The organism is Flavobacterium sp. GW823-FHT04A11 (assembly GCF_058796535.1).
Genome location: NZ_CM179503.1, coordinates 1819478 through 1846465 on the forward strand (window position 1 = coordinate 1819478; position 26988 = coordinate 1846465).

Genomic DNA, 26988 nt, shown 5'->3' on the forward strand with positions numbered 1-26988 from the left:
AAGGTACATGCACTTTCCGCCTCTATTTTATGATTAAAATCATATAACGAGAACTTTTTTATCTGTATACTTTTCTGTTTATAATCTTCAAAACACCTTTCTTTTCCAATGCTTTAATGGTTCTAATCACAGTTTCAACACGCAAACCCGTTAAGTCGCCAATTTGCTGTCGGGTAAAATTGATGAGGTAGCCGTTTTCGTCTTTTTTAAAATTGAAATAAGCAATTCCGTGATCCATTAATTTTAAAACCCGATGCTCCGGTTCCTGCGTAGACATTTCTGCCGCCATAACCGACTTATAATACAAACGCTGCGCTAAGTTTTCGATTATTTTGATGCTGACAGTTGGGTTTTCTTCCAGCAATTTCATAAAATTATTTTTTGAGAGAAGAAGAATTTCAGAATCTTCAACAGCAATTGCATTTGCCGGATAATTTTGATTTAAAAATAAAGGCGGTTCACCAAAAGACTGGCTTTTGTAGAATATTCCCTGAATAAATTCTCTTCCGTCATCGTTATAATTGCTCATTTTTACTTCTCCGGAAACGATTTGGTAGTAATGCGCTGGTAAATTTCCTTCTTCAAAAATAATAGCTGTTTTGTCAAAGGATTTCTTCAACGCGCCGTATTTTTCTAATAATTCAGTTGCAATCATACTTTTGTTTTTTTGATTGAGAAAGCCTTCACGCAAATATAATTCATTCAAAATTGTTCTTCTACATTAAAAAACTTTTACTTTTACGGCGATTATGCAACGAAAAGTACCCAACATTTACCAGCAAATTATTGAGGCCAAAAAAAATGGACAAAAGTTACTTGCCATTCTTTTAGATCCGGATAAGATTGTTTTAGAAAATATAGAAAACTTATTGCTAAAGATAAATCAATCGCCGGCAACACATATTTTTGTTGGAGGAAGTATTGTAAAAGCAACGATTTTAGAAGAACTAATTGCGCAGTTAAAACAAAAAACAAATTTGCCCGTTGTAATATTTCCGGGAGATCCGTCGCAAATTTCACCTCAGGCAGATGCTATTTTGTTTTTGGCCTTATTATCAGGAAGAAATCCGGATTATTTAATAGAATATCAGGTTCAGGCAGCGCCAATTCTAAAAAAAATGAATCTTGAAGTAATTTCTACAGGATATATTTTGATAGAAAGTGGGAATGAAACAGCAGTTGCCAGAGTGAGTAAAACACAGCCGTTAAATCGTGATAATCTCGATCTGGTTTTAGCAACTGCACAAGCTGGAGAAATGCTGGGAAACAAATTAATTTATCTCGAAGCGGGAAGTGGTGCTAAACAAGCCGTTCCGCTGGAAATGATTGAGTTAATTTCTCAAAATATTAAAATTCCTGTAATTGTTGGAGGAGGAATTGTAGATTTGCACGGAATTCAAAAAGCCTACAACGCCGGTGCCGATTTAGTAGTAATAGGAACGGCTTTTGAAAATAACAGTCATTTTTTTGATTCATTAAATAGTAAAATAACAGCCAAAACCACAACCCCAAATGATTGATTTTTTTCTGGAAAGTTATAAAAATGCCCCTTTATGGCATATTGCCTTAGAGTTTCTGGTTTTTGTATTTGGAATTTTAAGCGTTTGGTTTGCAAAAAAAGAAAATATCTGGGTATATCCAACCGGATTAATTGCCACGGTAATTTCGGTGTATCTTTTATACGTTGCAGGTTATATTGGCGATATGATTATCAATGGTTATTTTTCTATAATGAGTATTTATGGCTGGTATGTTTGGGCAAAAGGCGGAACCGTTGAAGATAATTTGCCCATTACAAGAACTAATCTTAATGAAAAAATAATTGGCATACTATTGTTTTTTGTAACCGTTTTTGTAGTTTTCGGGATTTATAAATATTTCGATTACGAAATTAAAAAGGACAATTATGTCGATATGATTTCGTCCGGGATATTTTTTGCAGGAATGTGGTACATGGCCAGAAAAAAAATCGAAAACTGGACTCTTTGGATTATTGGTGATATTATTGTTGTGCCTCTTTATGCTTATCGCGGCTTAGGGATGTTGTCACTTCAATATTTAATTTTTACAATTTTAGCTATTTCAGCTTATTTAGAATGGAGAAAAATCTTAAACAGCAAAAAACAGCTATAATAAAAATTGCTTTGTTTGGTCCTGAAAGTACAGGAAAAACAACTTTGGCAAAACAACTTGCTTCCTATTACGAAACCGAATGGGTTCCTGAGTTTGCACGTGATTATCTGCAAAAAAAATGGGAAGAAAACAAGCATATTTGCATTGCAGATGATATGCTTCCTATTGCTTACGGACAAGTTAAATTGGAAAATGAAAAACTTTCTTCGGCTAAAAAATACTTGTTTTGTGATACCAATTTAATGGTTACTAAAGTTTTTTCTGAGGTATATTATGGTTTTTGTGATCCGCTTTTAAATGAAGCTGCTCTGGAACATGAATACGACTTATTTTTCCTGACGGATATTGATGTTCCATGGGAGAAAGACGATATTAGAGATAAAGCGGAAGGAAGAGAAACCGTTTTCTCTGTCTTTAAACAGACTTTAATAGATCATAAAAAGCCGTTTATAACCCTTTCGGGAGATAAAGAAAGCCGTCTTGCAAAAGCGACTTCCATTATTAATGATTTGGCAATAGCCAAAGAACGTGGTTTTTCATCTTCAGATTTTGTGGAGATTTACAATCACGGAATCTCTGTTGAAAATGTTTTAAATCAATTGGAAATTTTCAAAAACGGAATTTCTAAAAGTAATTTAATAAGTCCGGCAACAATCAATAACGGAATCTTAAGTTTAACAGAAGAAGACTTTCAGGTCAAAGCCAATTTTTTTGACGAACAAAAAACAAAACTTAAATTAAAGAAATTTGTTCCAGCTTCTGGCGCTGCAAGCCGAATGTTTAAGTTTTTGAGTACGTTTTTGAATGATTTTAATTTTCAAAAAGAAACCATAAACGCTTACATTAATAGAAAGAAAGACAGCGATTTGTCTATTTTTATTGTGGCTATGGATAAGTTTCCGTTTTTTGAGGCTATAGATAAAAAGCTCAGAGAAGTTTATCCTGATTTTGAAACTTTAGAGAGAGACGACAAAAACTATTATTTTATAAAACTACTATTATCGCCAGATTATTTTGATTTTGCAAACAAGCCAAAAGCCGTTTTGCCATTTCATTTATATCCAACGCATATTGCAAATCCTATAGAAGAACATTTGAATGAGTGCGTTCATTATGCAACGGCAAATCAAATTTCAAATTTGCACTTTACGGTTTCAGAAATTCATCAGTCTCAATTTGAAAAAGCGGTTGATTTGGTTCGAAACAAAATAGAACAAGAATCTGTAACAAAAATTAATATTGGGTATTCTTATCAAAATAAAAGCACCGATTCTATAACTGTTGACGCTCATAATAAAATGGTTCGCAACAAAAATGGCGAATTGGTTTTTAGACCAGGCGGACACGGTGCGTTGATAGAAAACCTCAACGATCTTGATTCGGATATTATTTTTATAAAGAATATTGACAATGTAATTCAAAATCATATTGATCAGATTACTTTATACAAAAAATCTCTGGCAGGAATTTTAATCGAGATTCAGCAGAAAATTTTCAGGTATTTAAAAGCTATCGAAAAACAGGAAATAGCAGAAAATGATTTATCTGAAATTGTTCACTTTTTAAAACAAAACCTAAATATAGAACTCACGAATGATTTTAATAAATTTACATTTGAAAATAAAATTATTAAAATTAAGGAATTGTTAGACAGGCCAATACGTGTTTGCGGAATGGTTAGAAATGAAGGAGAACCAGGAGGCGGACCTTTTTGGGTTATGAATGAAAAAGGAATAGCTTCCCTTCAGATTGTAGAAACTTCTCAGGTAGATTTAAGCAATAAAAAACAACTTCAAATTTTAGGCGAAGCAACTCATTTTAATCCGGTTGATTTGGTTTGCGGAATAAAAAGTTATAAGAACGAAAAGTTTGACCTGACTAAATTTGTAGATCATAAAACAGGATTTATCGTAGAAAAAAGTGTTGAAGGAAAAACAGTTAAAAGTTACGAATTACCTGGTTTATGGAATGGTGCAATGGCCAATTGGCTGACTATTTTTGTTGCAGTTCCGTTAATCACCTTTAATCCGGTAAAAACAGTAAATGATTTACTAAAACCAGCACATCAGCCACAATAATGGATACGGATAAAATAATATCAGAGTTAAGTTTTAAAGCGGTTCGAAGCAGCGGCGCGGGCGGTCAAAACGTAAATAAAGTTTCTTCGAAAGTAGTGCTGACTTTTGATTTGAATGCTTCTCAGGCTTTATCTGAAGAAGAGAAAGCACTTTTACTTACCAATATTGCACCGCGATTAACCACAGAAAATATCCTGATTTTAAATTGCGACGAAGACAGAAGCCAGCTTAAGAATAAAGATATCGTGATTAAACGTTTTCTGGAAATCATCAAAAAAGGTTTATTTGTTCCGAAAGTTCGAAAAGCAACTAAGATTCCAAAATCGGTAATTAAAAAACGAATCAAAGACAAAAAGAATATTTCTGAAATAAAACAATCTCGAAGAAAACCTAACTTGGAGTAAAATTCCAAATTATAAGTGCCAAATTCCAAAACTCACTTACAGAGTTAAATTGGAATTTAGAATTTTGTTTTTGTGAACTAATTGTTTTTGGAATTTGGAATTTCAATTTTTGGAATTTGATTTTTAAAGTTTACATTTGCACTGTCTCAAAGGGGTGCTCTAAAAAACGAGCTGAGATCATACCCAAAGAACCTGAGCGAGTAATGTTGCTAAGGGAAAAAACGACAATTGTTAGCGTGCACACTATATTTTGTCGTAAGAAACACATTTATTAATTTAACAAAAAGAATAATTCCCCCTTTTATTCGTAATTTTTTTACGGATGAAAACTATTATTAAAGGTACTTTTATAGGTACAAAGGTACAAAGGTTCAAAGGTTCAAAGGTTCGAAATCTAGCCGGGACTAAATCTATTTTATTTACTCTATTCTCTTTATTCTATTCTCTTTACTCTTTCTCACAAGAACAAGATTCAACTCAGGTCAATCAGCTTGATAATGTTTTGGTTTCTGCAGTTCGTGTTACTACAAAAACGCCGGTTTCATTTAGTAATCTGGATAAAAAAGATATTAAATATCGGAATCTGGGTCAGGATATTCCAATTTTGATGAATTATTTGCCTTCTGTTGTGACGACTTCTGATGCAGGAAATGGTTTTGGTTATACCGGAATCAGAGTCCGCGGAAGCGATGCGACGAGAGTAAATGTGACCATAAACGGAATTCCGTATAATGACGCTGAAAGTCAGGGAACGTTTTGGGTAAACATGCCGGATTTTGCTTCTTCTGTAGAAAGTTTACAATTGCAGCGCGGCGTTGGTACTTCAACAAATGGATCTTCTGCTTTTGGAGCGAGTTTAAATATGCTGACAGATAATTATGCCTCTAAAGCAAACGGCGAGATTTCAAGTTCTTACGGAAGTTTCAATTCAAATAAAAATACTGTAAAATTTAGTACCGGTTTATTAAACGATCATTTTGAATTGGCCGGACGTTTGTCTACGCTTAAGTCTGATGGTTACATAGATCGCGCAAGTTCTGATTTGAAATCTTATTTTTTACAGGGAAGTTACGTTGGTAAAACAACATTGATTAAAGCTTTGGTTTTTGGAGGAACTGAAAAAACATACCAATCCTGGAACGGAATCGATGCTGAAACTTTAAACTCAAACCGCAGGTATAACTCCGCAGGAGCATATACAGACGAAGCCGGAAATACGCGTTATTATGACAATGAAACGGATAATTATCAGCAAGATCATTATCAATTGCACTGGAGCGAATCATGGTCTGATAAATGGAGCAGTAACTTAGCTGTTCATTATACCAAAGGAAAAGGTTACTACGAAAATTATAAGGAAGATGCCGATATGGCTGAGTATGGTTTATTGCCTGTTGATGCAATAGCGACAACTGATTTAGTACGTCAAAAATGGTTGGATAATGATTTTTACGGAACAACTTTTTCTCTAAAATACAAAGATGAAAAGTTTGATGTAATCTTAGGCGGAGGCTGGAATAAATATGAAGGCGATCATTACGGAAAAGTAATCTGGGCTAGATATGCGTCTCAATCAGAATTGGGAGATCATTATTATGATGATTTTTCGACAAAAACAGACGGAAATATTTTCGCGAAAGCCAATTATCAATTAACAGAAAGATTAAGTTTTTACGGCGATTTGCAATACCGAAATGTAACATATAAAGCAAATAGTTATGAAACTGGCTTGGTCGATGATAATTTCAATTTCTTTAATCCAAAAGCAGGTTTAAACTTTGAAATCGATCAAAAAAGCACACTTTATTTCTCTTATGCAAGAGCCAATCGTGAGCCAAACAGAACGGATTATGAAGGTGGAAATGTAAAACCGGAAAAATTAAATGATTTTGAATTAGGCTGGAGATTCAATTCAGAGAAATTTCAACTGAATTCAAACTTTTATTATATGGCGTACAAAGATCAATTGATCCTGACAGGAACTTTAGACGACGTTGGATCTCCAATTCGTTCAAACAGCGAAAAAAGTTATCGTTTGGGTTTTGAAGTTGATGCAACAATTAAGCTTTCAGAAAAATTTATGCTGCGTCCAAACTTCACTTTGAGCAGTAATAAGAATGTTGATCTGGATGTTGAAGGACAAAATTACGGAACAACATCTATTGCTTATTCACCAGAAGTAATTGCCGGAAATATTATTGTTTATAGCCCAATTAAGAATTTACATCTTTCGTTATTGCAAAAATATGTTGGTGAACAATACATGAATAATATAGAATTACCAGATGCTAAACTGGCAGATTATTTTGTAAACGATTTGAATGTATCATTTGAAATTAAACCAAATTCAATTTTCAAATCAATAATGATTACTGGTTTGGTAAACAATATTCTGGATAAACAATATGTTTCAAACGGATACATGTATGATATTTATCCTTACTATTATCCTCAGGCGGGAATTAATTTCTTAGCCGGATTAACATTAAAATTCTAAAAAGAACAGCAATAAAAAAGCCTGAAAATTTAAACTTTCAGGCTTTTTTATTTAGTTATAAACGTGAACGGATGTTCCGGCTAATTCAACGCGATATTGTTTCATTGGATATTCCTGGCCTCCAAGTCCTGTAAATAAATTGTAAGAAGTTTTATCGCACGAGCAAACGGCATAGATACCATCAATTGTCATAGCAGTACAAGATGTCAAAGGCTGATTTGGACATGCAGCATCAAAAGCGTTATAAGTTCCCTCGCCGGTTTTCATTACAATGATACCTTTTGCGCCATAATTGGCAACATATACAGGGCTGCTGACATATAGAAGATTATTGTAGGTTGGCAAACTTGTATTAAGATAAGCATTAACCGAATAATTAGGAATGTTAGGATTGTTATTCGTTTTATTATTGTCGCTACAAGATAAAAGCACACCCGTTAATACGATAAAGAGCCAGATTTTTTTCATTATTTTAAATGTATTAGTAAAACAAAATTAAATTATTTCGATTTGAATTCTATATGATTAACATATAATTATGTACTATTAAAAATAATAGTATATTTGTAATACAAAATCCCGTCCCGATGGGATTTTTTGTATTTATATAAACGATGAAGTTATGAGTAAAGTATCTTATTATACAGCAGAAGGATTAAAAAAATTAAAAGATGAGTTGGAGCACTTAAAAAGTGTAATGCGTCCAAAGGCATCTCAAGATATAGCAGAGGCAAGAGACAAAGGAGATTTATCTGAAAATGCAGAATATGATGCCGCTAAAGAAGCGCAAGGCTTATTAGAAATGAGAATTGCTAAATTAGAAGAAGTATATTCTAACGCAAGATTAATAGACGAATCACAACTTGATGTTTCGAAAGCGCTGGTACTTTCTAACGTAAAAATTAAAAACCAAAGCAACGGAATGGAAATGAAATATACACTTGTTGCTGAAAGTGAAGCAGACCTTAAAACCGGAAAAATTTCGGTAACGTCTCCTATTGGAAAAGGCTTACTTGGAAAATCTGTTGGTGAAGTAGCTGAAATTACAGTACCAAACGGAGTTTTGAAATTCGAAATTCTTGAAATTTCAAGAGACTAAATTATAATGTTTAATTGGTTAATCGGTTATTTGTTTAATCGGTTAAACAATTTACCAAATTAACGATTACACAATGAGCATATTTACCAAAATAGTAAACGGAGAAATTCCAGCTTATAAAATTGCCGAAGACGAAAATTATCTGGCTTTTTTAGATGTAAATCCAAATGCAAAAGGACACACGCTTTGTATTCCAAAACAAGAAATCAACAAGATTTTTGACATGGAAGATGAGTTGTATTTGGGATTAATGAAGTTTTCTAAGAAAATTGCAATTGCCTTAGAAAAAACGGTTCCGTGCAAAAGAGTCGGAATGGCAGTTGTAGGTTTAGAAGTTCCTCACGCACACGTTCATTTGATTCCTTTGAATGAAATGGATGAAATGCGTTTTCACAATAAAGTAAAACTTTCTAAAGAAGAATTTGAGGCATTAGCCAAAAGTATTCAGGCGAATTTGTAATATTATTTAACGTTTTGTTACATATGTCAGGCTGAGCGTAGTCGAAGCCAGGTTCTAATTGGACATAAAGGGGCTTCGACTCCGCTCAGCCTGACAAAAAAATCGCTCAGAAATAAAAAAATTAAAAGTGTAGTAAAGTAAATTTTGCTACACTTTTTTATTTAACTGAATCTGAAAAGTAGTTCCTTTTCCTATTTCAGAATGTAAGACTTTAATTTTACCGCTGTGGTATTCCTCAACGATTCTTTTGGTTAAAGAAAGTCCCAATCCCCAACCGCGTTTTTTGGTCGTGAAACCAGGTTCAAATATGGTTTTGAATTGCTTTTTCGGAATTCCGCTTCCTGAATCTTTCACGGTTATTTTGACATGATGAGCATCCTGTTCGATATTAAATTCCAGAGTACCTTTTCCTTTCATGGCATCAATTGCATTTTTTACCAAATTCTCAATTGTCCAGCTATGTAATGTTGGATTTATCATGGCTAAAATTGGCTCGTCAGGCGCATGATAAGAGAATGCAACTTGTTTTGAAAAACGAGATTGCAGATATTCGTATGAATTTAAAGTTTCTTCAACAATATCATGTTCTTCTAAAACAGGAACAGAACCAATTTTAGAAAAACGATCGGTAATGGTTTGCAAACGTTCAATATCTTTTTGAATTTCAAAAGTTATGGATTGATCGATTTCCTCGGTTTTTAAAATCTCAACCCAGCCAATTAATGATGATAAAGGCGTACCAATCTGATGTGCAGTTTCCTTTGCCATTCCCGCCCAAAGTTTGTTTTGGGTTGCCATTTTGGTGCTTTTGTAAAAATTGTAAATCAAAGCACCAAACAAAAAGATAATTAACAATAAAGCAATTGGATAATATTTAAGTTTGTTCAGTAAAGCCGAATTTCCGTAATATAATTTTTGGTATTTTCCGGGAGAATATTCAAAAACAATAGGTTCATTTTCACTTTTCAGATTCCTTAAAAACTGCATTGATTTTTTTTCATCGTTTAATACTTCGTCGGGAACATTTCTGGTGGTAAGAATCTTGTCATACATTGTTAATATAACCGGAATCGAAGTATTATTGCTCGAAATTTGAAGCGGAAGCTCAAGATCGGTATTTTCATCAGCATTAATCAATGCGATTTGTGCATTTGCCAAAAGTTTCATTTTGATTCGTTCTTCATTTTTGAAAATTTGGAAAAAAGTATAAGTGTTCCAAAGAATCAGGGAAATAATTGTGAATGAAATGAAAATGATAATCCAGCGGGTTGTATTTCTTCTTTCAGAAAAAGACATAAATTAATTTTTGAGGTATAAATATAACGAAATATACACATTTAATATTTTGTAAACGTTTAAAGATTTTCGTTTTTAAAGCCAAAACTATTTCTTTGGCTTAAACCATTTCTATACTTTTGCAGTAACCAAAAAGAGCTTTGGTTTAAAAGTAAAAATTATGATTAGCATTAATCCAAAAGAAATACCAATAGCAAAATTACATGGTTATCTGCAAAGTGCCGTTGGGCCGAGGCCTATTGCTTTTGCCAGTACCATCAGCGAAAAAGGAATTCCCAATTTATCGCCTTTTAGTTTCTTTAATGTGTTTAGTGCCAATCCGCCAATTTTGGTTTTTTCACCAGCCCGACGTGTTCGTGACAATACGGTAAAACATACTTTAATTAATGTTGAAGCAACACGTGAAGTTGTTATAAATGTTATAAATTATGATATGGTACAGCAAACTTCGTTAGCAAGCACAGAATATGCAGAAGGTATAAACGAATTTATAAAAGCCGGATTAACACAAATTCCATCAGATTTGGTAAAACCATATCGTGTAAAAGAATCTCCGGTGCAGTTTGAGTGCAAAGTCACACAGATTATTCCGTTAGGAACAGAAGGCGGAGCAGGGAATCTGGTACTTTGTGAAGTAGTAAAAATGCACATTCACGAATCGGTTTTAGATGAAAACGGAGCAATTGATCAGCATAAAATTGACCTGGTTTCGAGATTGGGAAATAATTGGTATTCAAGATCTAACCAAGGACTTTTTGAAGTGCAAAAACCACTGACAACTTTGGGAGTTGGAGTAGATGTTATTCCGAATTATATAAAGGAAAGCCCTGTATTTGATGGAAATGATTTAGGAAAATTAGGAAATATAGAAGCCTTGCCTACAACGGAAGAAGTTAGTATATTTGTGAAAGAAAATTTTTCTGTGAAAGGAGTTTTAAGTTCCGATGATCAGGAGAAAATACATTTAGAAGCTAAGAAATACCTTGACAAAGAGGATGTTGTGTCGGCTTGGAAAGTACTTTTAGCAAAAAAATAAGAAAAGAAACAATAATTAATATAGACGAAGATGGAAGTTATAGGAAAAGTAAAAGTGGTAAACCCGGAGCAACAAGTTAGTGCCTCATTCAAAAAAAGAGAACTGGTTGTTACTACAGATGAGCAATATCCACAACATATTTTAATCGAATTTACACAAGATAAATGCGATTTATTGAGTAGCTATAAGCAAGGAGAGGCAGTAAAAGTTTCTATCAATTTAAGAGGAAGAGAATGGGTTAATCCACAAGGAGAAACCAGATATTTCAATAGTATTCAAGGTTGGAGAATCGAAAGAGTAGCACCGGAAGGAGCGGCACAAACTCCACCAATGCCTGCTGCAGAAGCTTTTGCTCCGGCAACAAATTTAAACGAAGACGAACCAGACGATTTACCTTTCTAAAAAAGGGTTAAATCTTTAAAGTTTAAATTCCAAATTCCAATACATTTATTTTGTAATTGGAGTTTGGAATTTTTTGTATCTTATAAATCTTTGCCAAAGTTTTAAACTTTGTCAAAGATTTCTATAATTTGGAATTTGGTCCCGAGGCTTCGGGATTAAAAAATTGGAATTTTATTTAAAAGATGTATTACGTATTAAAAGATTTATTTTTTCCTCCCGTTTCAGAAGCTGATGAAGAAGGAATTCTGGCAATTGGCGGCGACTTAAATCCGGAGCGATTAAAATTGGCGTACAAAAGCGGTATTTTTCCTTGGTTTAATGAAGGAGAACCTATCTTGTGGTGGTCGCCAGATCCTAGAATGGTTTTGTTTCCCGATGAATTGATTGTGTCAAAAAGTATGCGTAATGTTTTGAATAGAAAGCAGTTTAAAGTAACTTTCAACCAAAATTTTGCAGACGTTATTTCGAATTGCCAGAATATCAAACGCGAAGGTCAAAACGGAACCTGGATTTCTAACGAAATGATCAATGCTTATTGTGAATTACATGCCCAGGGAATCGCAAAATCTGTTGAGGTTTGGCAGGATGAGATTTTGGTTGGTGGCTTATACGGAATAGATTTAGGTGATGTTTTTTGTGGTGAAAGTATGTTTTCGAAGGTGTCAAATGCTTCAAAAGTGGCTTTTATCGCTTTGGTCAATTATTTAAAAGAAGGAAATTATAAACTTTTGGATTGTCAGGTTTATAATTCACATTTAGAAAGTTTAGGCTGTCGCGAAATTGATCGTGAAGAATTTATGTTTATTTTAGAAAACAAAAAATAATGAGTGCAATACATATTGTAAAGGAAATTTATATTTATCCGATAAAAAGTCTTGCGGGAATCAGTTGCCAGGAAGCTTTTGCAGAAGAAATGGGTTTTGAAAACGACCGTCGATGGATGTTGATTAATGATGAAAACATACATATAACGCAAAGAGAATATCCTATTTTGAGTCAGTTTTACCCTCAAATTTCAGATGGAAAAATCATTATAAATTTTGAAGATTATAAACATGAATTTTCAGTTAATGAACATTTAGATGAGCTAATAGATTCAAAGGTCTGGGACGATAAAAGTGACGTTGTTGAAGTAAGCAAAGTAACGTCGAACTGGTTTAGTGAACGTTTAGGATTTCAATGTAAACTCGTTAAAATTATCAAAAGCGGAGATCGAAAACATGAAAGTTCAACACTCAAAGAAACATTCAATGTAAGTCTTGCCGATGGATATCCTTATTTATTAGTTGGAACAGAAAGCCTTGATTTTTTGAATGAAAAATTAGAACATAAAATCACTGTTTTAAGATTTCGCCCCAATATTGTCATCAGCAGTCAAATTGCGCATGAAGAAGATGATTTAGGTACTTTTAAGATTGGAGAAGTTCAGTTTAAAAATATCAAACCTTGCGGAAGATGTATCATGGTAAATAATGATCCGCAAAAAGGTATTGTAAAAAAAGAACCTTTAAAAACCTTAAGCAAATATCGAAAAAAAGATAATTTAGTTTTCTTCGGAACCAATATTGTGAGCTTAAATAGCGGATTGATTAAAGTGGGAGATGAAATTTCTTTTTAAAAATTCAGTTTTGTAAAACTCCAGTTTAGCGTATTAAAAATCACCAATTCGTTTTTTAAAGAAGGTAATTCCAAAATTAATTTAAGTGTTTCGTGCGCCATCATGGTACCAATAATTCCTGGTAAAGTTCCTAAAACGCCATTCAAATTACAGTTTGGAACATCCTTTGGATCTGGCATTTCAGGAAATAAATCACGTAAATTTTTACTTCCATTATGATTAAAAACCGCAATTTGTCCTTCAAATTTTAAAATGCTTCCGTAAACTAAGGGTTTCTGAAATTGAACACAAGTATCGTTTACCAAATAACGCGTTGCAAAATTATCAGAACCATCAACTACAATATCATATTGCTGAATGATTTTTGAAGCATTTTCTGAAGTCAATTTTTCCGGAATTGCTATAACTGCAATCAACGGATTTAATTTTGAAACAACTTCTTTGGCAACAAGAGATTTCTCCTGTCCAATTTCATTTTCGGTATATAAAATCTGTCTGTGTAAATTGTGAATTTCAATAGTGTCAAAATCCATTATTCCAATAAATCCAACTCCGGCTGTAGCAATATATTGTAAAATCGGACAACCTAAACCTCCGGCACCAATTACTAAAACACGTGCTTTTTTGAGTTTTTCCTGACCCTCATCTCCAATTTCGGGTAAAATAGTTTGTCTGTTGTAGCGTAAAAAATCTTGTATAATGCTCATTTGGGGATTTTAGATTTTAGATTGATGATTTTAGATTGATGATTTTAAATTATTGGAATTTGGAATTTGGAATTTGGAATTTGGAATTTGGAATTTGGAATTTTTCTAACAAAAGCTTTTATCCCAGTCTTTCCAAACGGGTTCGTAGCCGGAATTAGTTATTATTTTAGCGATTTCTTCAACTGAACGATCATCACTGATTTCAAACTGTTCCAAAGACTGTGGATCAACAACATAGCCACCCGGATTTGTTTTAGAACCAGCGCTCATACTTGTTACGCCAATTGGAATAATATTGTTTCGGAATTTTTCATTTTCACGGGTCGAAATCGAGATTTCCAAATCTTCATTCCACAATCGATAGGCACAAATAAGCTGCGTTAAATCTTTGTCATCCATAATAAAATTAGGTTCGATAATTCCTTCCGCAGGACGCAATCTGGGAAAAGAAACCGAATATTTAGTTTGCCAGTATTTCTTTTGAAGATAATCCAGATGTAAAGCATTAAAAAAACTATCGGTTCGCCAATCTTCCAAACCTAATAAAACGCCCAAACCAATTTTATGAATTCCGGCAATTCCAATTCGGTCAGGTGTTTCAAGACGAAAATCGAAATTGGATTTCTTTCCTTTCGTATGATATTTTTTGTAAACTTCCTGATGATATGTTTCCTGATATACCAAAACCGAATAAACTCCGGCTTCATGCAAACGTTCGTATTCTTCTGTAGAAAGTGGCTGAACTTCAACAGAAATAATCGAGAAATCTTTCCGGATTAAGGAAATTGCATTCAGAAAATAATTAATATTTACACTATAATTTGCTTCTCCAGTAACCAATAAAACGTGGTCAAAACCAAGGTTTTTCAAAGCTTCAACTTCTGTTTTAATCTCAGCATCAGAAAGTGTTTTACGTTTGATTTTATTATCTAAACTAAAACCACAATACGTACAAATGTTTTGGCATTCATTACTTAAATAAAGCGGCGCATACATTTGAATGGTTTTCCCGAAACGTTTTTTGGTGATTTCATGGCATTCCTGAGCCATTTGCTCTAAATAATTTTGAGCTGCAGGAGAAATTAGAACTAAGAAGTCGTCTAAGTTTCTTTTGGTTTTTGCCAAAGAGCGTTCTACGTCTAGAGAAGTTGTTTTGTATATTTTAGATTGAATGGAATCCCAGTCGTATTGTTCAAAAACCGATTTAAATGTTTTCATAGTTTGTTTTTTACCGCAAAGAGCGCTAAGAATTACGCAAAGTTCGCTAAGTTGTGTCTTTTTTTTGTTTGACTAAAAAGTGCGCTAAGCTTTGCGAACTTTGCGTAAAAACCTGGCGAACTTTGCGGTTAAAAAACCTAGTCATATAAAAAAGAAGTCAAAGGACTAGAAGCAACAGCATGATTATATTGATTGGCAATTTTAGCCTCAAAAGCTTTTCTGCCGGCAATAACCGCTTCTTTAAAAGCTTCTGCCATTAATCTGGGATTTCCAGCAACAGCAATTGCAGTATTAACTAAAACAGCATCAGCGCCAATTTCCATTGCTTTTGCGGCATCTGACGGAGCACCAATTCCCGCATCTACAATTACAGGAACGTTGCTTTGTTCTATGATGATTTCTAAAAAATCAATGGTTTTTAAACCTTTATTGCTGCCAATTGGAGATCCTAAAGGCATTACAGCCGTTGTTCCTGCATTTTCTAAATGTTTGCACAAAACAGGATCGGCATGTATATAAGGCAAAACAAAAAAACCGAGTTTAGCCAATTCTTCCGTTGCTTTTAATGATTCAATAGGATCCGGCATTAAATATTTGGGATCGGGATGAATTTCCAGTTTTACCCAATTTGTTTCTAATGCTTCTCGAGCCAATTGAGCTGCAAAAACAGCTTCTTTTGCATTTCTTGCGCCGGAAGTATTGGGTAATAAATGAATATTGGGATGTTTTAAATGCGATAAAATTGCATCTGTTTCCGTTTCCAGATCAATGCGTTTTAAAGCAACAGTTACCAATTCGCTTTCTGATGCTAAAATAGCTTCTTCCATTTCCAGATTCGAACCAAATTTTCCTGTTCCTAAAAACAAACGCGATTGGAATGTTTTATCACCAATGTTAAACAATGACGTTTGCATATAATTTTTCGTTTAGTTGTTGAATCAATTTTTTCTTTTCATCACTTTTTGTGATTATTCCGGAAACGGCAATTCCGTGAATTCCGGTTTCCATTAATGGACTAATATCTTGTGAAGTGATTCCACCAATAGCATACACCGGAATCTTAATATTGTCGTTTTTGAGTTTTTTAAGAATCTCAAAATAGCCTGATAAACCTAAAATCGGACTTAGTTTTTCTTTGGTTGGAGTAAATCGAAAAGGACCTAAACCAATGTAGTCACAACCGTTTTTTACATGATTCTCAATATCTTCAAAAGTGTTTGCCGTTCCCCCAATAATTTTTGTGGTTCCCAAAATAGCTCTGGCTTCGGCTATATTCATATCGGTTAAACCTAAGTGCACGCCATCTGCAGCAATTTGTTGGGCGAGATAAAGATTATCATTCACAATAAAATTGGCGAGGTATTCTTCGCATAAAAATTTTACCGCTTCCGCTAAAGCAAAAGTATCTTTGGCAGTCTGGTCTTTAAAACGCATTTGTATCCAATCGCAGCCGGCATCTAAGGCCTGATGAATATTATACAATTGTTCTTCGATCGTTTTTCCTTGTGAAATGTATTGCAGTTTATTGTACATAATGATATCCAATTAAAGTTGATGTTGAACTCAGGTATTTTTCTATGTAAGTTTTTGCATTTTTACAAGCTTCTTTCGGAGTTTGATTTAATGCAAAATTTGAGGCGATTGCAGCTGATAAAACACAGCCCGAACCGTGTTTTTCAAAGCATTTTTTTTCTGAAGGCAATAAGTCAATGATTTCATTTTTTAAAAACAAACGATCCGTTCCAATTTCTGAAGGATTATGTCCGCCTTTTAATAAAACAGCCGTTGAAATTTCGTTCTGCATTCGAAGCTGATGCTGAATAAAACCCGGAAATAAAATTTCAATTTCGTTATAATTTGGCGTAATCAAATCAATTTTTGATAAGATTTTATTTAAATCCAACCGATTTTCAATACTCATAAACTCAAATTTTGTACTCGATTTTAAAACCGGATCCCAAACAATTTTAGTAGACGGAGATAACAATTTAATCGTGCAAAGAATTCGATTTAAATAATGCAGATTCGGGATAATTCCAATTTTTACCGCATCAATTTTATATCTTTCAAATAAGGTTTCTATCGATCGAATCACATAGCTTACATTTATCCATTGAATATCAAAAAACTCGTTTTCAGTTTGAATTGTATTTGCCGTTATAATAGCAAATCCTGTGATCTGATGCTGTTCGAATGTTTTGATATCTGCCAAAACTCCTGCGCCTCCGGAAGGATCAAAACCAGCTATACTAAGTGCAATTGGACGATTTTCTGACATAATTTAAATTGTTTTAACGGATTTTCATTTTTCCAGATAGTTCCTAAAAGCGCCACATCATCAAAACCATTTTCAAGTGTTTTTTGAATGTTTGCCGAATCAATTCCGCCTAAAGCGATAACTTTTGTATGAATATTTGTTCTTGATTTTAGCGCTTCAAAAAGGTTGGTTTCCGGAGAATAATTTTCTTTAGAAATACTTTTAAAAACAGGACTTAAAAAAGCATAATCAAAATGATCAAGCTCATTAAAATCATCAATTGAATGTGTTGATGTTGAGTTATATCGACAAGATTTTAGAAACCTTGCAGGAAAATCAATGTTTTGTTTTCTTTCTTTTTCAGAAAAATGCACACGATTAATTCCAAAATCTTCCGCCAATTGATGATGATTGTGCAAAACCAAATTACATCTGAATTCGAGTTTTATCTGATGAATAAACTGCGCCATTTCCATCTCAGAAAAATCAGGTTTGCGAATATGAAGCAAAGGCAATCCCTCTGCAAGTAAAGCATGAATGGTCTTAATTTCATCTTCAACAAAAACAGGATTTGTTATCACAATCATATCTTCCCTCTTTATTCTTTTCTCTATTCTCTTTCTTCTATTTTCTATACTCTTAAATATAAATCTCTTTCCCCTGCTCAATAAATTCTTCTGATTTTTCCTGCATGCCTTTTTCGGCGGCAGCCACATCTCTAATTTCCTGAGATATTTTCATTGAGCAGAATTTTGGTCCGCACATAGAACAAAAATGAGCCACTTTTGCTCCATCGGCAGGAAGTGTTTCATCATGAAATTCTCTCGCAGTATCCGGATCTAATGCCAAATTAAACTGATCTTCCCAACGGAATTCGAAACGGGCTTTGCTTAAAGCATTGTCACGATATTGTGCTCCCGGATGTCCTTTTGCCAAATCAGCAGCATGGGCAGAAATTTTATAGGTAATCACACCGTCTTTAACATCTTTTTTGTTTGGCAAACCAAGATGTTCTTTTGGAGTTACATAACACAACATTGCACAGCCGTACCAGCCAATCATCGCTGCTCCAATTGCAGATGTAATATGGTCATAACCCGGTGCAATATCAGTTGTTAAAGGGCCTAAAGTATAGAACGGAGCTTCATGGCAATGTTCTAATTGTTTGTCCATATTTTCTTTGATCATGTGCATTGGCACGTGACCGGGACCTTCAATAAACACCTGAACATCATGTTTCCATGCAATTTTTGTCAGTTCGCCCAATGTTTCTAATTCGGCAAATTGTGCTGCATCATTGGCATCAGCAATAGAACCCGGACGTAAACCGTCTCCAAGAGAAAAGGCGACATCGTATTGTTTCATGATTTCGCAGATTTCTTCAAAGTGGGTGTATAAAAAGTTTTCATTATGATGAAATAAACACCATTTTGCCATGATTGATCCACCACGCGAAACAATTCCCGTAACACGATTTGCGGTTAAATGGATGTAGCGCAATAAAACTCCGGCGTGAATCGTGAAATACGAAACACCTTGTTCTGCCTGTTCGATTAAAGTATCACGAAAAACTTCCCAGGTTAAATCTTCAGCAATTCCTTTTACTTTTTCCAAAGCCTGATAAATAGGAACGGTTCCGATAGGCACAGGCGAATTACGAATAATCCATTCTCTTGTTTCATGAATGTTTTTTCCTGTCGATAGATCCATAATCGTATCAGCGCCCCAACGACAAGCCCAAACTGCTTTTTCTACTTCTTCTTCGATGCTCGAAGTCACGGCACTATTTCCAATATTGGCGTTTATTTTTACCAAAAAATTACGGCCAACAATCATCGGTTCGCTTTCCGGATGATTAATATTATTCGGAATTATAGCTCTTCCACAAGCTACTTCAGAGCGAACAAATTCTGGAGTAATTTTACTTTTTGGTGTATTGGCTCCAAAACTATGTCCACTGTGCTGACATTTCATGGCTTGGGTCTGCTCGTTTAAAAGTTCAATTCTTTGGTTTTCGCGAATTGCAATATATTCCATTTCAGGAGTGATAATTCCTTGTTTGGCATAATATAATTGTGTTACGTTGGCACCTTTTTTGGCTCGTTTTGGCTGATGCAGATATTCAAAACGAAGATGATTTAAACTCTCATCTTTCAATCTGCTTTGCCCGTAATCAGAAGTTATTTCGTTTAAGATTTCCACATCATTTCGTTCAAGAATCCAATTTTCGCGTAAGCGAGGTAATCCTTTTCTAATGTCGATTTCAATATTTGGATCTGTATAAGCTCCGGAAGTATCATAAACGGTTACAGGTGGATTTTTCTCTATTCCGCCATTTGAAAGTTTGGTATCGCTTAAAATTACTTCGCGCATCGCCACTTTTATAGGATGAATTTCACCACTTACATATACTTTTTTGGAATTTGGAAAAGGGGTTCTGGAAATTTGTTCTTCGTTAGTCATAGGAAAGAAGTTATGAGTTATAAGTTAAGAGTTATTGTAGAGGCGCACTGCAGTGCGTCTTTGATCTACACGACATGGATTTGGTCCCGAAGCCTCGGGATTAATTAGGAATTTTAAAAACCTAGCCTCCTTGTGTAGCAGAAATAATTAGAATTTCGTCAGTTTCTTGTACAAGGAATTCGTTCCATTTGATTTTTGGAACAACAGTGTTGTTAATGGCAACGGCGATTCCGTTTTGTTTGTTTGGAATTTCGAGATCGAGCAATGATTGAACGCTTAGCGATTCAGCATTGAATTTTTTGATTTGTTGGTTGATTTTTAGTTCCATTCCTTTTTGAATTAGTATAGTTATACTTTAGGAATGGCTACAATTACGCATAAAAATGCGCGAGAAGTCATCTTACTTTTCCCTACGCTAGTATGAACTAGATCAGGTTCAGAGGGTAAAATCTCAGCCTACAAGTTTGTAGACACCCCTAAAGTGTGAAGCAAATATAATGTTTTTTTTAAAGTTTTCAGTCTCAGTTTTCAGTTTTCAGTCTGTAACTTAAAAAATTAAGATCTAAAAAACTGAAAACTGAGACTAAAAACTGCGACTACTTTCCCTTTCGGGTAAAGCAATTTTCAGCGTGATCATTGACCATTCCGGTGGCTTGCATGTGTGCGTAAACAACAGTTGAGCCAACAAATTTAAAGCCTCTTTTTTTTAAATCTTTGCTGATTTCATCTGAAAGTGGAGTAGTAGCAGGGACATCTTTTGAGGTTTTTGGATTATTTATAATGGGCTTTCCATTAGTAAATTTCCAAATATAATTAGAGAAACTTCCAAATTCGTCTTGTACTTTCATAAAAGCCTGAGCGTTTGAAACGGCTGCTTTTATTTTTAGTTTATTTCGAATAATTCCTGTGTTTTGCAATAAATCTTCGATTTTATCTTCAGAGTAATTGGCTATTTTTTTATAATCAAAATGATCAAATGCATTTCTGAAATTTTCTCTTTTGTTTAAAATTGTTATCCAGCTCAAACCGGCCTGGAAGGTTTCCAAAGTTAAAAATTCAAACAGAGTAGGATCATCATAAACAGGAACGCCCCATTCTTCATCATGATATTTTTTATATAAATCGCTTGAAGTGCACCAGCTGCATCTTATAGGTTCCATTTTTTATTTCAAATGTATAAAAAAACCTCAAATCGGCTGGATTTGAGGTTTAAATTATTTTAATTAAATATTCTTATTTGCGAACAAAAATAATAAATTGATAATTTGTAACACCTTCTGACGTCACACTCAGATATAATTTAAATTTATCTTTTGTCTGGTCTCTAATTTCATATTTCTGCTCATAGTCGCTATCATCCTCTTCTATTGATTCTTTAATCATCAAGTTGTTTCCGTCCTGGCTCCAGGCTCCATTTTGACTAAAAGATTCGCATTTCCCTTCATTAGGCTGGCTGTACGTAGTGATTAATGCACCATCCTTAAGGAATTCAATAATTGGTTTAGCACATGAGTTTTCGGTTGGGTAATCAATTACTTGCTCTTCTCCGCCAACGGTTCCTCCGCCTATTTGGGAAAGTTCCCATTTTCCTTCAATTGAAAGGTTATCATCATCGCTGTTACAAGATGTAGTACTTAATCCTAAGGCTAATACTGATAAAAATAAAACACTTAATTTTTTCATTTGGGGTCGTTTTTGTTTGTTAAAATTTAGTTAACAAAACTAAGGACAATTTTTAATATGTGAACAGGTATTTATACGTTTTTTTAAGTGAATTTGTTAAAAAATATAAATTACATTAATTATTGAAACTTTTTTCTGATAAAGTATGATTATAATTCAATATTTTTCATTTTTAAAAGTAAAATACTTACAGCCTATTTTTTTGCTAATTTTAAAATAAGTTTATTTGATGAATTAGAAATTTAAACCATAAAAAAAAGCCTCAAACTTAATAGCTTGAGGCTTCAAAATTTATATGTCGATATGACTAGATTTTTTTGTAAACTTGTACAGCTGACACTGAAATTCCTCCTTCAGAATAAGTGAATTTAATTTTTAATTTGCTTCCTGTTAATTCAGTAACTTCAAATTTTTCCTCATCGTCGCTAGCATATTTTTTAGTCAATGTGCTGCCATCTTTAGTCCATGTTCCTTCTTGAGTATAAGCGTTACATTTATTATCAGTGAATTCAGAATAACTATCGATGAATTTACCGTCTGCTTTAAATTCTACGATATCATTAGAACATCCTTCATTAGTAGCTGGTTGCAATAATTCTTGTCCATTTGCAGCCACACCTACATCAGTAAGTTCCCATTTTCCTTCGATAGTTCCATTATCATCATCGTCACTACTACATGATGTTACTGCTAATCCTAATGTCAATAGAGACACAAATAAAATGCTTAATTTTTTCATTTTGGGGGGTTTTTAATTGTTAATTTTTTGGCAAAAATAGAATCTTTTTTGAAAAATTAACAAAATATAACAGGTTTTTTCGTGTTTATTTTACATTTCTGTGCAACGTATTGATAGCCAGATTTCTTGTTAAAAAAGCCTTTTTTTTGTTGTAAAAATGAACTTGTTAAATTTTTCTAAGGATAAATTAATTGAAGAATAATTTTATTTTCCTATTTGCCAATGATAACCTTTTACATTTGGGATGTAAGCAGACCGACCAATAATTACTAAATCATTATAAATTTTTTTATTGTATTTTATACCAATTGCCTTGCCGGAAGTGTACATTTTATTGGCAACAAATTTAATTTTCATTCGGCCATCACGTAGTTTAGCATCTGATATTTTTTCTAAAAACCAAGTCGAATGCCATTTTAGTGCAATTTCATCTTCGGCAGTTTTTGTAACACTTTTTACAAGTTTGACGGCATCTTTGGGAATTTCAAAGTTGTCAATTAATTCTTTCTGCGTTATGGTTTCTCCGATTTCAGCGCCTGAAAGAATCTTACGAATATTGATAAAACTTATTAGTTGGTTACTTAATTCGTTTTCTATCGGCGGAGTTGTATTATTTTCTTTTTCAGTTTGCGAGCTATCCGTTAAATGGACAGGAAGCAATACTTTTTTAGTATTTGTAATAGTACTTTTATTTTTAACTGATGTTGTAATGGTGCCTGCATCAGAAAGAACTGTTTCAGATACGGGTTTTAAAGTGTTAACAGGATGTAGCTTTTTTTTAGGCTGTTTCTTTTCATCGTTACCACAGCTAAAAAAGCAATATGCTACATAAAAAAGTATAATGATAGTATTTTTTTTCATTGTGGTAATTCATCTTATGGTTTTTGAGGATGATTTTCCTCGTCTTCTGCTAAATATTTTTTGATGAGATGATGTCCTAAATAAATCAATGGAGTCAATACTATTGCAACTGAAAGTTTAAACAAATAACCCGTTAATCCTGATGTAATATAGGTTTTAAAATCAATTTTTCCCGGAAGCCAAAAGGCAATTCCAAGTACAATAAACGAATCAAATAATTGTGAAATCACTGTTGATCCCGTTGTTCTAAGCCATATTTTTCTTTCGCCGGTTCTTCTTTTAAAAAACCAAAATATCCACACATCAATTACCTGAGATGCCATAAAGGCTATTAAACTACCAATAATTATCCACATACTTTGTCCAAAAACAGCCTGAAATTGTTCATCATTTACGGGGCTTATTCCTTTTGCTGCAGGAATTACAATTGCCATAAATAATATTAAAAAGGCATAAGCAATTAGACAGGCGGTTATAAAGGAAAGCTTTTTAACTCCTTTTTCTCCAAAATACTCATTGATTAAATCTGTAGTCAGAAAAACAATTGGCCAGGGTAGAATTCCAATACTCATTACAAATGGTCCAATTTGAATTAATTTTCCGCCAATTAGTTCTGCGACAACGGCATTTGTTATGAAAATTCCAGCCAGAATTACAAAAACAATTTCTTTTTTTGTTTTAAACATATAGGTATTTGGTAAATGATAATTCAAATTTAAGGTATTCTCAATAATTTTGAATGGATAATTTTAAATAAAAGTAAGTTTTTGAGAGGTAGTGAAAGTTAAAATTCTCTTTGTAACGCTGATTTTTAGTTACATTTGAATTAGATACATGTTTTACTTTACATCAAATCAAATTAATGATAATGAAAAAATTAATGACAATTTTTCTTATGGGATCATCTTTATTCGCCGCCAGCGCACAAACCACTTCAGAGAATGCATTGCTTAAAAAATGGACAGGACCTTATGGAGGGGTTCCTGCTTTTAATGAGTATAAAGTTTCAGATTTTAAACCGGCAATTCAATTTGCAATTCAGGAAAAACTTAGTGAAATAGATGCTATTGCCAACAACACAAAAGAGCCAACTTTTGATAATACGATTGCCGCTTTAGAGCGTTCAGGAAAAACAATTGCACGCATTTATACCGTTTATAGTATCTATAGTTCAAATTTAAGTACACCGGAATTTAATGCTGTTGAGACAGAAATGTCGCCAAAATTATCTGAATTCAATGATAAAATTTTTCAGAATAAAAAATTATTTGCAAGGATAGAGAGTTTATACAATTCTAAAGAAAGCAAAAAACTAACTAGTGAACAACAACGATTAATCTGGTTGTATTATACTGATTTTGTTCGTGAAGGTGCTAAATTGAATGAAAAAGACAAAGAAAAAGTAGCTAAGATTAATCAGGAATTAGCTAGTCTTTTTACAAAATTCAGTCAGAATTTATTAGCGGAAGAACACAATCAATACGTGCCATTAAAAACAGAAAGTGATTTTGATGGTTTGCCAATAGAGGTGAAGAATGCTGCAATTGCTGAAGCTAAAACCAGAAAATTAGATGTAATGGGTTGTATTGCTAATACACGTTCATCAATTGAGCCGTTTTTAACTTTCTCAACACGCAGGGATTTGAGAGAAAAAGCATTTGATATTTTTGTAAAACGCGGTGACAATGGCAATGCAAATGACAATAATGCCACCCTTGTTTCTATTTTGCAATTACGTACTGAAAAAGCAAAATTATTAGGGTTTGCTACTTTTGCAGATTGGAGTTTGTCTAATAAAATGGCAAAAGATCCTCAGAAAACATTAGCCTTAATGGAATCAGTTTGGGAACCGGCTGTTGAAAAAGTACATCAGGATGTTGCCGAAATGCAAAAAATCGTAGATGCTGAAGGCGGGAATTTTAAGATTCAGCCATGGGATTATCGTTATTATGCAGAAAAAGTTAGAAAAGCAAAATATGATTTGGATCAAAATGAAGTTAAACCTTATTTGCAATTAGAAAATTTACGTGAAGGTATGTTTTGGGTTGCAGGAGAGTTGTTTAATTTAAACTTTAAGCAAATTACAAATGTTCCGGTTTATCATCCTGATGTTCGTGTTTGGGAAGTAAGTAATAAGATAACCGGCAAAGCGGTTGGATTGTGGTATTTTGATCCCTATGCGCGTGCAGGAAAACGTTCTGGTGCGTGGATGAATTCTTATCGTGATCAGCAAAAAATGGACGGTGAAATGCTTACAATTGTGTCTAATAATTGTAACTTTATTAAAGGAAATGCAAACGAACCGATTTTGATTTCATGGGAAGATGCGTCAACTTTATTTCATGAGTTTGGACATGCACTTCATGGATTATGTTCGAATGTTACGTATCCAAGTTTAGCAGGAACATCGGTTGCGAGAGATTATGTAGAATTTCCATCTCAATTATTAGAACATTGGTTAGCGACTCCGGAAGTTCTGAATAAGTTTGCTTTGCATTATAAAACAAATCAGCCCTTGCCACAATCTTTAGTAGACAGAATAGAAAAGGCAGCTAATTTTAATGAAGGATTTGCTACTGTAGAAACTATTTCCAGCTCTCTAATTGATATGAAACTTCATTTGACTACTACAACAATTGATCCTCATAAATTTGAAAAAGAAACTTTGGATGCACTTCATATGCCATCAGAAATTGTAATGCGTCATAGGATACCTCAATTTGGGCATATTTTTTCTGGAGATGGGTATGCTGCCGGATATTACAGTTATTTATGGGCAGATGTTATAAATGCAGATGCTTATGAAGCTTTTTTAGAAGGAAAAGGCCCGTATGATAAAGAAGTGGCGAAACGTTTGAATGAGACTGTTTTTAGTGTCGGAAATACGATTGATCAGGAGCAGGCCTATGAGAATTTCAGAGGAAGAGCTCCTAAATCGGATGCCTTAATGCGCGCCAGAAATTTTCCAATTATAGAGAAGAAAAAATAAAAAAGAAGAATACAATTAAATAAAAAAAGAGCCCGAATAAATTAATATTCGGGCTCTTTTATATTGAAATAATAATATATTAACCTAAAGTAACTCTTTTGAAACCTGTAATTTCAACATTGAATCCTTTAACATAATCACCAACTTTTTTACTGTCATCTTTGATGAAGTTTTGGTCTAGTAATGCTTTTTCCTGATCTAAAGTTGTGTTGTCAGAGATGAAACGTTGCACTTTTCCTGGAATAATTTTATCCCAAATTTGTTCTGGTTTACCTTCAGCTTTCAATTCAGCTTTTGCATCTTCTTCAGCTTGTTTTAAAACTTCTTCAGTTAATTGAGAGTAAGAAATATATTTAGGAACATTTTTTAAAGTTTTTCCTAAACGTTTTGCTTCTTCATTATCTTTTTCGATTACAGCAATACGAGCAGCAAGTTCAGATTCAACGAAAGCAGGATCAAAATCTTTGTAAGATAATGTATCAGCTCCCATAGAAGCAACTTGCATAGAAACATCTTTAGTTAAAACGTCAGCGTTAGGAATTGCAGCAGAAATTGCAGTTAATGCAGCAATTTTGTTAACGTGAACATAAGATCCAACAAAAGCACCTTCTAAAATTTCAAAACCACCGATTTCGATTTTTTCACCGATAACACCAGTTTGCTCAATTAATTTTTCAGCAACAGTAATTCCGTTGAAATCTGACGCTAAAAATTCTTCTTTAGAAGAGAAGTTAATAGCTCTTTCTACTAAATCTTTAGCTAAAGTTACGAAAGCTTCATTTTTACCTACGAAATCTGTTTCGCAGTTTAAAGTAATGATAGCTCCTTTAGTTTTCTCAGCATTAACAAAAGAAACAGCAGCTCCTTCAGAAGACTCACGGTCAGAACGGTTAGCAGCAACTTTTTGTCCTTTTTCTCTAAGGTTTTGTATCGCTTTATCGAAATCTCCGTCAGCTTCAACTAAAGCTTTTTTACAGTCCATCATTCCGGCACCTGTAGTTTGTCTTAATTTATTTACGTCTGCAGCAGTAATTGTTGCCATAATATT

The 26988-nt window shown here is 33.6% G+C and carries 29 protein-coding genes and 1 riboswitch; of the genes, 12 read left to right on the forward strand and 17 right to left on the reverse strand.

Going from position 1 to position 26988, the window contains the following annotated elements; all coding sequences use genetic code 11:
• Positions 1 to 58 precede the first annotated feature (58 nt).
• On the reverse strand, positions 59 to 655 hold the full coding sequence (locus tag AC3QL1_RS07920; protein WP_492496590.1) for a Crp/Fnr family transcriptional regulator: 597 nt from the start codon (positions 653 to 655) through the stop codon (positions 59 to 61).
• 94 nt (positions 656 to 749) lie between these two features.
• Between AC3QL1_RS07920 and AC3QL1_RS07925 the strand changes: the two genes are divergently transcribed.
• The 5 genes from AC3QL1_RS07925 to AC3QL1_RS07945 all read left to right on the forward strand — a co-directional run bounded on the left by AC3QL1_RS07925 (position 750) and on the right by AC3QL1_RS07945 (position 7112).
• The gene (locus tag AC3QL1_RS07925) at positions 750 to 1520 is read left to right on the forward strand and encodes a phosphoglycerol geranylgeranyltransferase (protein ID WP_492496591.1); all 771 of its coding nucleotides are present in this window, start codon (positions 750 to 752) and stop codon (positions 1518 to 1520) included.
• Complete coding sequence (gene pnuC, locus AC3QL1_RS07930; RefSeq protein ID WP_492496593.1) at positions 1513 to 2133, forward strand: nicotinamide riboside transporter PnuC; 621 nt, start codon at positions 1513 to 1515, stop codon at positions 2131 to 2133. The genes AC3QL1_RS07925 and pnuC overlap by 8 nt, the downstream gene beginning before the upstream one ends.
• Positions 2097 to 4211, forward strand: a complete 2115-nt coding sequence (locus AC3QL1_RS07935; protein WP_492496594.1) for a DUF4301 family protein — start codon at positions 2097 to 2099, stop codon at positions 4209 to 4211. Before pnuC ends, AC3QL1_RS07935 begins: the two co-directional genes overlap by 37 nt.
• On the forward strand, positions 4211 to 4615 hold the full coding sequence (gene arfB / locus AC3QL1_RS07940; RefSeq protein WP_492496596.1) for an alternative ribosome rescue aminoacyl-tRNA hydrolase ArfB: 405 nt from the start codon (positions 4211 to 4213) through the stop codon (positions 4613 to 4615). Before AC3QL1_RS07935 ends, arfB begins: the two co-directional genes overlap by 1 nt.
• 322 nt (positions 4616 to 4937) lie before the next feature.
• Positions 4938 to 7112: a TonB-dependent receptor gene (locus tag AC3QL1_RS07945; RefSeq protein ID WP_492496597.1), complete on the forward strand. Its 2175-nt coding sequence runs from the start codon at positions 4938 to 4940 to the stop codon at positions 7110 to 7112.
• 51 nt (positions 7113 to 7163) lie between these two features.
• On the opposite strand, the gene AC3QL1_RS07950 is transcribed toward AC3QL1_RS07945, so the two are convergent.
• On the reverse strand, positions 7164 to 7580 hold the full coding sequence (locus AC3QL1_RS07950) for a Rieske (2Fe-2S) protein (protein WP_492496599.1): 417 nt from the start codon (positions 7578 to 7580) through the stop codon (positions 7164 to 7166).
• Between the two features lie 154 nt (positions 7581 to 7734).
• Between AC3QL1_RS07950 and greA the strand changes: the two genes are divergently transcribed.
• Both greA and AC3QL1_RS07960 read left to right on the forward strand, forming a co-directional pair.
• Positions 7735 to 8211, forward strand: coding sequence for a transcription elongation factor GreA (greA, locus tag AC3QL1_RS07955; protein WP_029271926.1), 477 nt, complete (start codon positions 7735 to 7737; stop codon positions 8209 to 8211).
• A gap of 73 nt (positions 8212 to 8284) precedes the next feature.
• A complete protein-coding gene (locus tag AC3QL1_RS07960) occupies positions 8285 to 8671 on the forward strand; it encodes an HIT family protein (RefSeq protein WP_492496600.1) in 387 nt (128 codons plus the stop codon).
• 147 nt (positions 8672 to 8818) lie between these two features.
• Here the strand turns inward: AC3QL1_RS07960 and AC3QL1_RS07965 are convergent, their stop codons facing one another.
• Positions 8819 to 9967 (reverse strand): sensor histidine kinase, encoded by a 1149-nt coding sequence (locus AC3QL1_RS07965; protein ID WP_492496601.1) that lies wholly within the window; start codon positions 9965 to 9967, stop codon positions 8819 to 8821.
• 160 nt (positions 9968 to 10127) lie between these two features.
• On the opposite strand from AC3QL1_RS07965, the gene AC3QL1_RS07970 reads away from it, so the two are divergent.
• The 4 genes from AC3QL1_RS07970 (at position 10128) to AC3QL1_RS07985 (ending at position 13023) form a co-directional block, all read left to right on the forward strand.
• A complete protein-coding gene (locus AC3QL1_RS07970) occupies positions 10128 to 11003 on the forward strand; it encodes a flavin reductase family protein (RefSeq protein WP_492496602.1) in 876 nt (291 codons plus the stop codon).
• A gap of 30 nt (positions 11004 to 11033) precedes the next feature.
• Positions 11034 to 11405 (forward strand): DUF3127 domain-containing protein, encoded by a 372-nt coding sequence (locus AC3QL1_RS07975; RefSeq protein ID WP_492496603.1) that lies wholly within the window; start codon positions 11034 to 11036, stop codon positions 11403 to 11405.
• A gap of 182 nt (positions 11406 to 11587) precedes the next feature.
• Positions 11588 to 12229 carry a leucyl/phenylalanyl-tRNA--protein transferase gene (gene aat, locus AC3QL1_RS07980; protein ID WP_492496605.1) on the forward strand — a complete coding sequence of 214 codons (642 nt, stop codon included), beginning with the start codon at positions 11588 to 11590 and terminating at the stop codon, positions 12227 to 12229.
• Positions 12229 to 13023 (forward strand): MOSC domain-containing protein, encoded by a 795-nt coding sequence (locus tag AC3QL1_RS07985; protein WP_492496606.1) that lies wholly within the window; start codon positions 12229 to 12231, stop codon positions 13021 to 13023. Before aat ends, AC3QL1_RS07985 begins: the two co-directional genes overlap by 1 nt.
• Here the strand turns inward: AC3QL1_RS07985 and AC3QL1_RS07990 are convergent.
• From AC3QL1_RS07990 to AC3QL1_RS08050, 13 genes are all read right to left on the reverse strand, one after another.
• Complete coding sequence (locus tag AC3QL1_RS07990) at positions 13020 to 13730, reverse strand: HesA/MoeB/ThiF family protein (protein ID WP_492496607.1); 711 nt, start codon at positions 13728 to 13730, stop codon at positions 13020 to 13022. The genes AC3QL1_RS07985 and AC3QL1_RS07990 overlap by 4 nt on opposite strands.
• 105 nt (positions 13731 to 13835) lie before the next feature.
• Entirely contained in the window at positions 13836 to 14948 is a 1113-nt protein-coding gene (thiH, locus tag AC3QL1_RS07995; protein WP_492496608.1) for a 2-iminoacetate synthase ThiH, read from the reverse strand.
• A 137-nt stretch (positions 14949 to 15085) separates the two neighbouring features.
• On the reverse strand, positions 15086 to 15862 hold the full coding sequence (locus AC3QL1_RS08000; RefSeq protein ID WP_492496609.1) for a thiazole synthase: 777 nt from the start codon (positions 15860 to 15862) through the stop codon (positions 15086 to 15088).
• Complete coding sequence (locus tag AC3QL1_RS08005; protein ID WP_492496610.1) at positions 15843 to 16481, reverse strand: thiamine phosphate synthase; 639 nt, start codon at positions 16479 to 16481, stop codon at positions 15843 to 15845. Before AC3QL1_RS08005 ends, AC3QL1_RS08000 begins: the two co-directional genes overlap by 20 nt.
• Positions 16471 to 17226, reverse strand: coding sequence for a hydroxymethylpyrimidine/phosphomethylpyrimidine kinase (locus tag AC3QL1_RS08010; protein WP_492496612.1), 756 nt, complete (start codon positions 17224 to 17226; stop codon positions 16471 to 16473). Before AC3QL1_RS08010 ends, AC3QL1_RS08005 begins: the two co-directional genes overlap by 11 nt.
• Positions 17193 to 17792: a thiamine phosphate synthase gene (locus AC3QL1_RS08015; protein WP_492496613.1), complete on the reverse strand. Its 600-nt coding sequence runs from the start codon at positions 17790 to 17792 to the stop codon at positions 17193 to 17195. Before AC3QL1_RS08015 ends, AC3QL1_RS08010 begins: the two co-directional genes overlap by 34 nt.
• Positions 17793 to 17844: 52 nt before the next feature.
• Positions 17845 to 19668, reverse strand: coding sequence for a phosphomethylpyrimidine synthase ThiC (gene thiC, locus AC3QL1_RS08020; RefSeq protein ID WP_492496615.1), 1824 nt, complete (start codon positions 19666 to 19668; stop codon positions 17845 to 17847).
• A gap of 121 nt (positions 19669 to 19789) precedes the next feature.
• Complete coding sequence (gene thiS / locus AC3QL1_RS08025; protein WP_035685836.1) at positions 19790 to 19996, reverse strand: sulfur carrier protein ThiS; 207 nt, start codon at positions 19994 to 19996, stop codon at positions 19790 to 19792.
• A 62-nt stretch (positions 19997 to 20058) separates the two neighbouring features.
• Positions 20059 to 20156: riboswitch (TPP riboswitch) on the reverse strand.
• Positions 20157 to 20264: 108 nt separating this feature from the next.
• Complete coding sequence (locus AC3QL1_RS08030) at positions 20265 to 20828, reverse strand: DNA-3-methyladenine glycosylase I (RefSeq protein ID WP_492496617.1); 564 nt, start codon at positions 20826 to 20828, stop codon at positions 20265 to 20267.
• A gap of 73 nt (positions 20829 to 20901) precedes the next feature.
• Positions 20902 to 21351, reverse strand: coding sequence for a lipocalin family protein (locus AC3QL1_RS08035; RefSeq protein WP_492496618.1), 450 nt, complete (start codon positions 21349 to 21351; stop codon positions 20902 to 20904).
• A 307-nt stretch (positions 21352 to 21658) separates the two neighbouring features.
• On the reverse strand, positions 21659 to 22090 hold the full coding sequence (locus AC3QL1_RS08040; protein WP_492496620.1) for a lipocalin-like domain-containing protein: 432 nt from the start codon (positions 22088 to 22090) through the stop codon (positions 21659 to 21661).
• Between the two features lie 204 nt (positions 22091 to 22294).
• Positions 22295 to 22951, reverse strand: a complete 657-nt coding sequence (locus AC3QL1_RS08045) for a hypothetical protein (protein WP_492496622.1) — start codon at positions 22949 to 22951, stop codon at positions 22295 to 22297.
• Between the two features lie 14 nt (positions 22952 to 22965).
• Complete coding sequence (locus AC3QL1_RS08050) at positions 22966 to 23637, reverse strand: queuosine precursor transporter (protein ID WP_492496623.1); 672 nt, start codon at positions 23635 to 23637, stop codon at positions 22966 to 22968.
• Between the two features lie 182 nt (positions 23638 to 23819).
• Here AC3QL1_RS08050 and AC3QL1_RS08055 point away from each other — a divergent pair, with 182 nt between their 5' ends.
• Positions 23820 to 25940, forward strand: a complete 2121-nt coding sequence (locus tag AC3QL1_RS08055) for a M3 family metallopeptidase (protein WP_492496625.1) — start codon at positions 23820 to 23822, stop codon at positions 25938 to 25940.
• Between the two features lie 79 nt (positions 25941 to 26019).
• On the opposite strand, the gene tsf is transcribed toward AC3QL1_RS08055, so the two are convergent.
• Positions 26020 to 26982, reverse strand: a complete 963-nt coding sequence (gene tsf / locus AC3QL1_RS08060; protein ID WP_492496626.1) for a translation elongation factor Ts — start codon at positions 26980 to 26982, stop codon at positions 26020 to 26022.
• Positions 26983 to 26988: the final 6 nt, after the last annotated feature.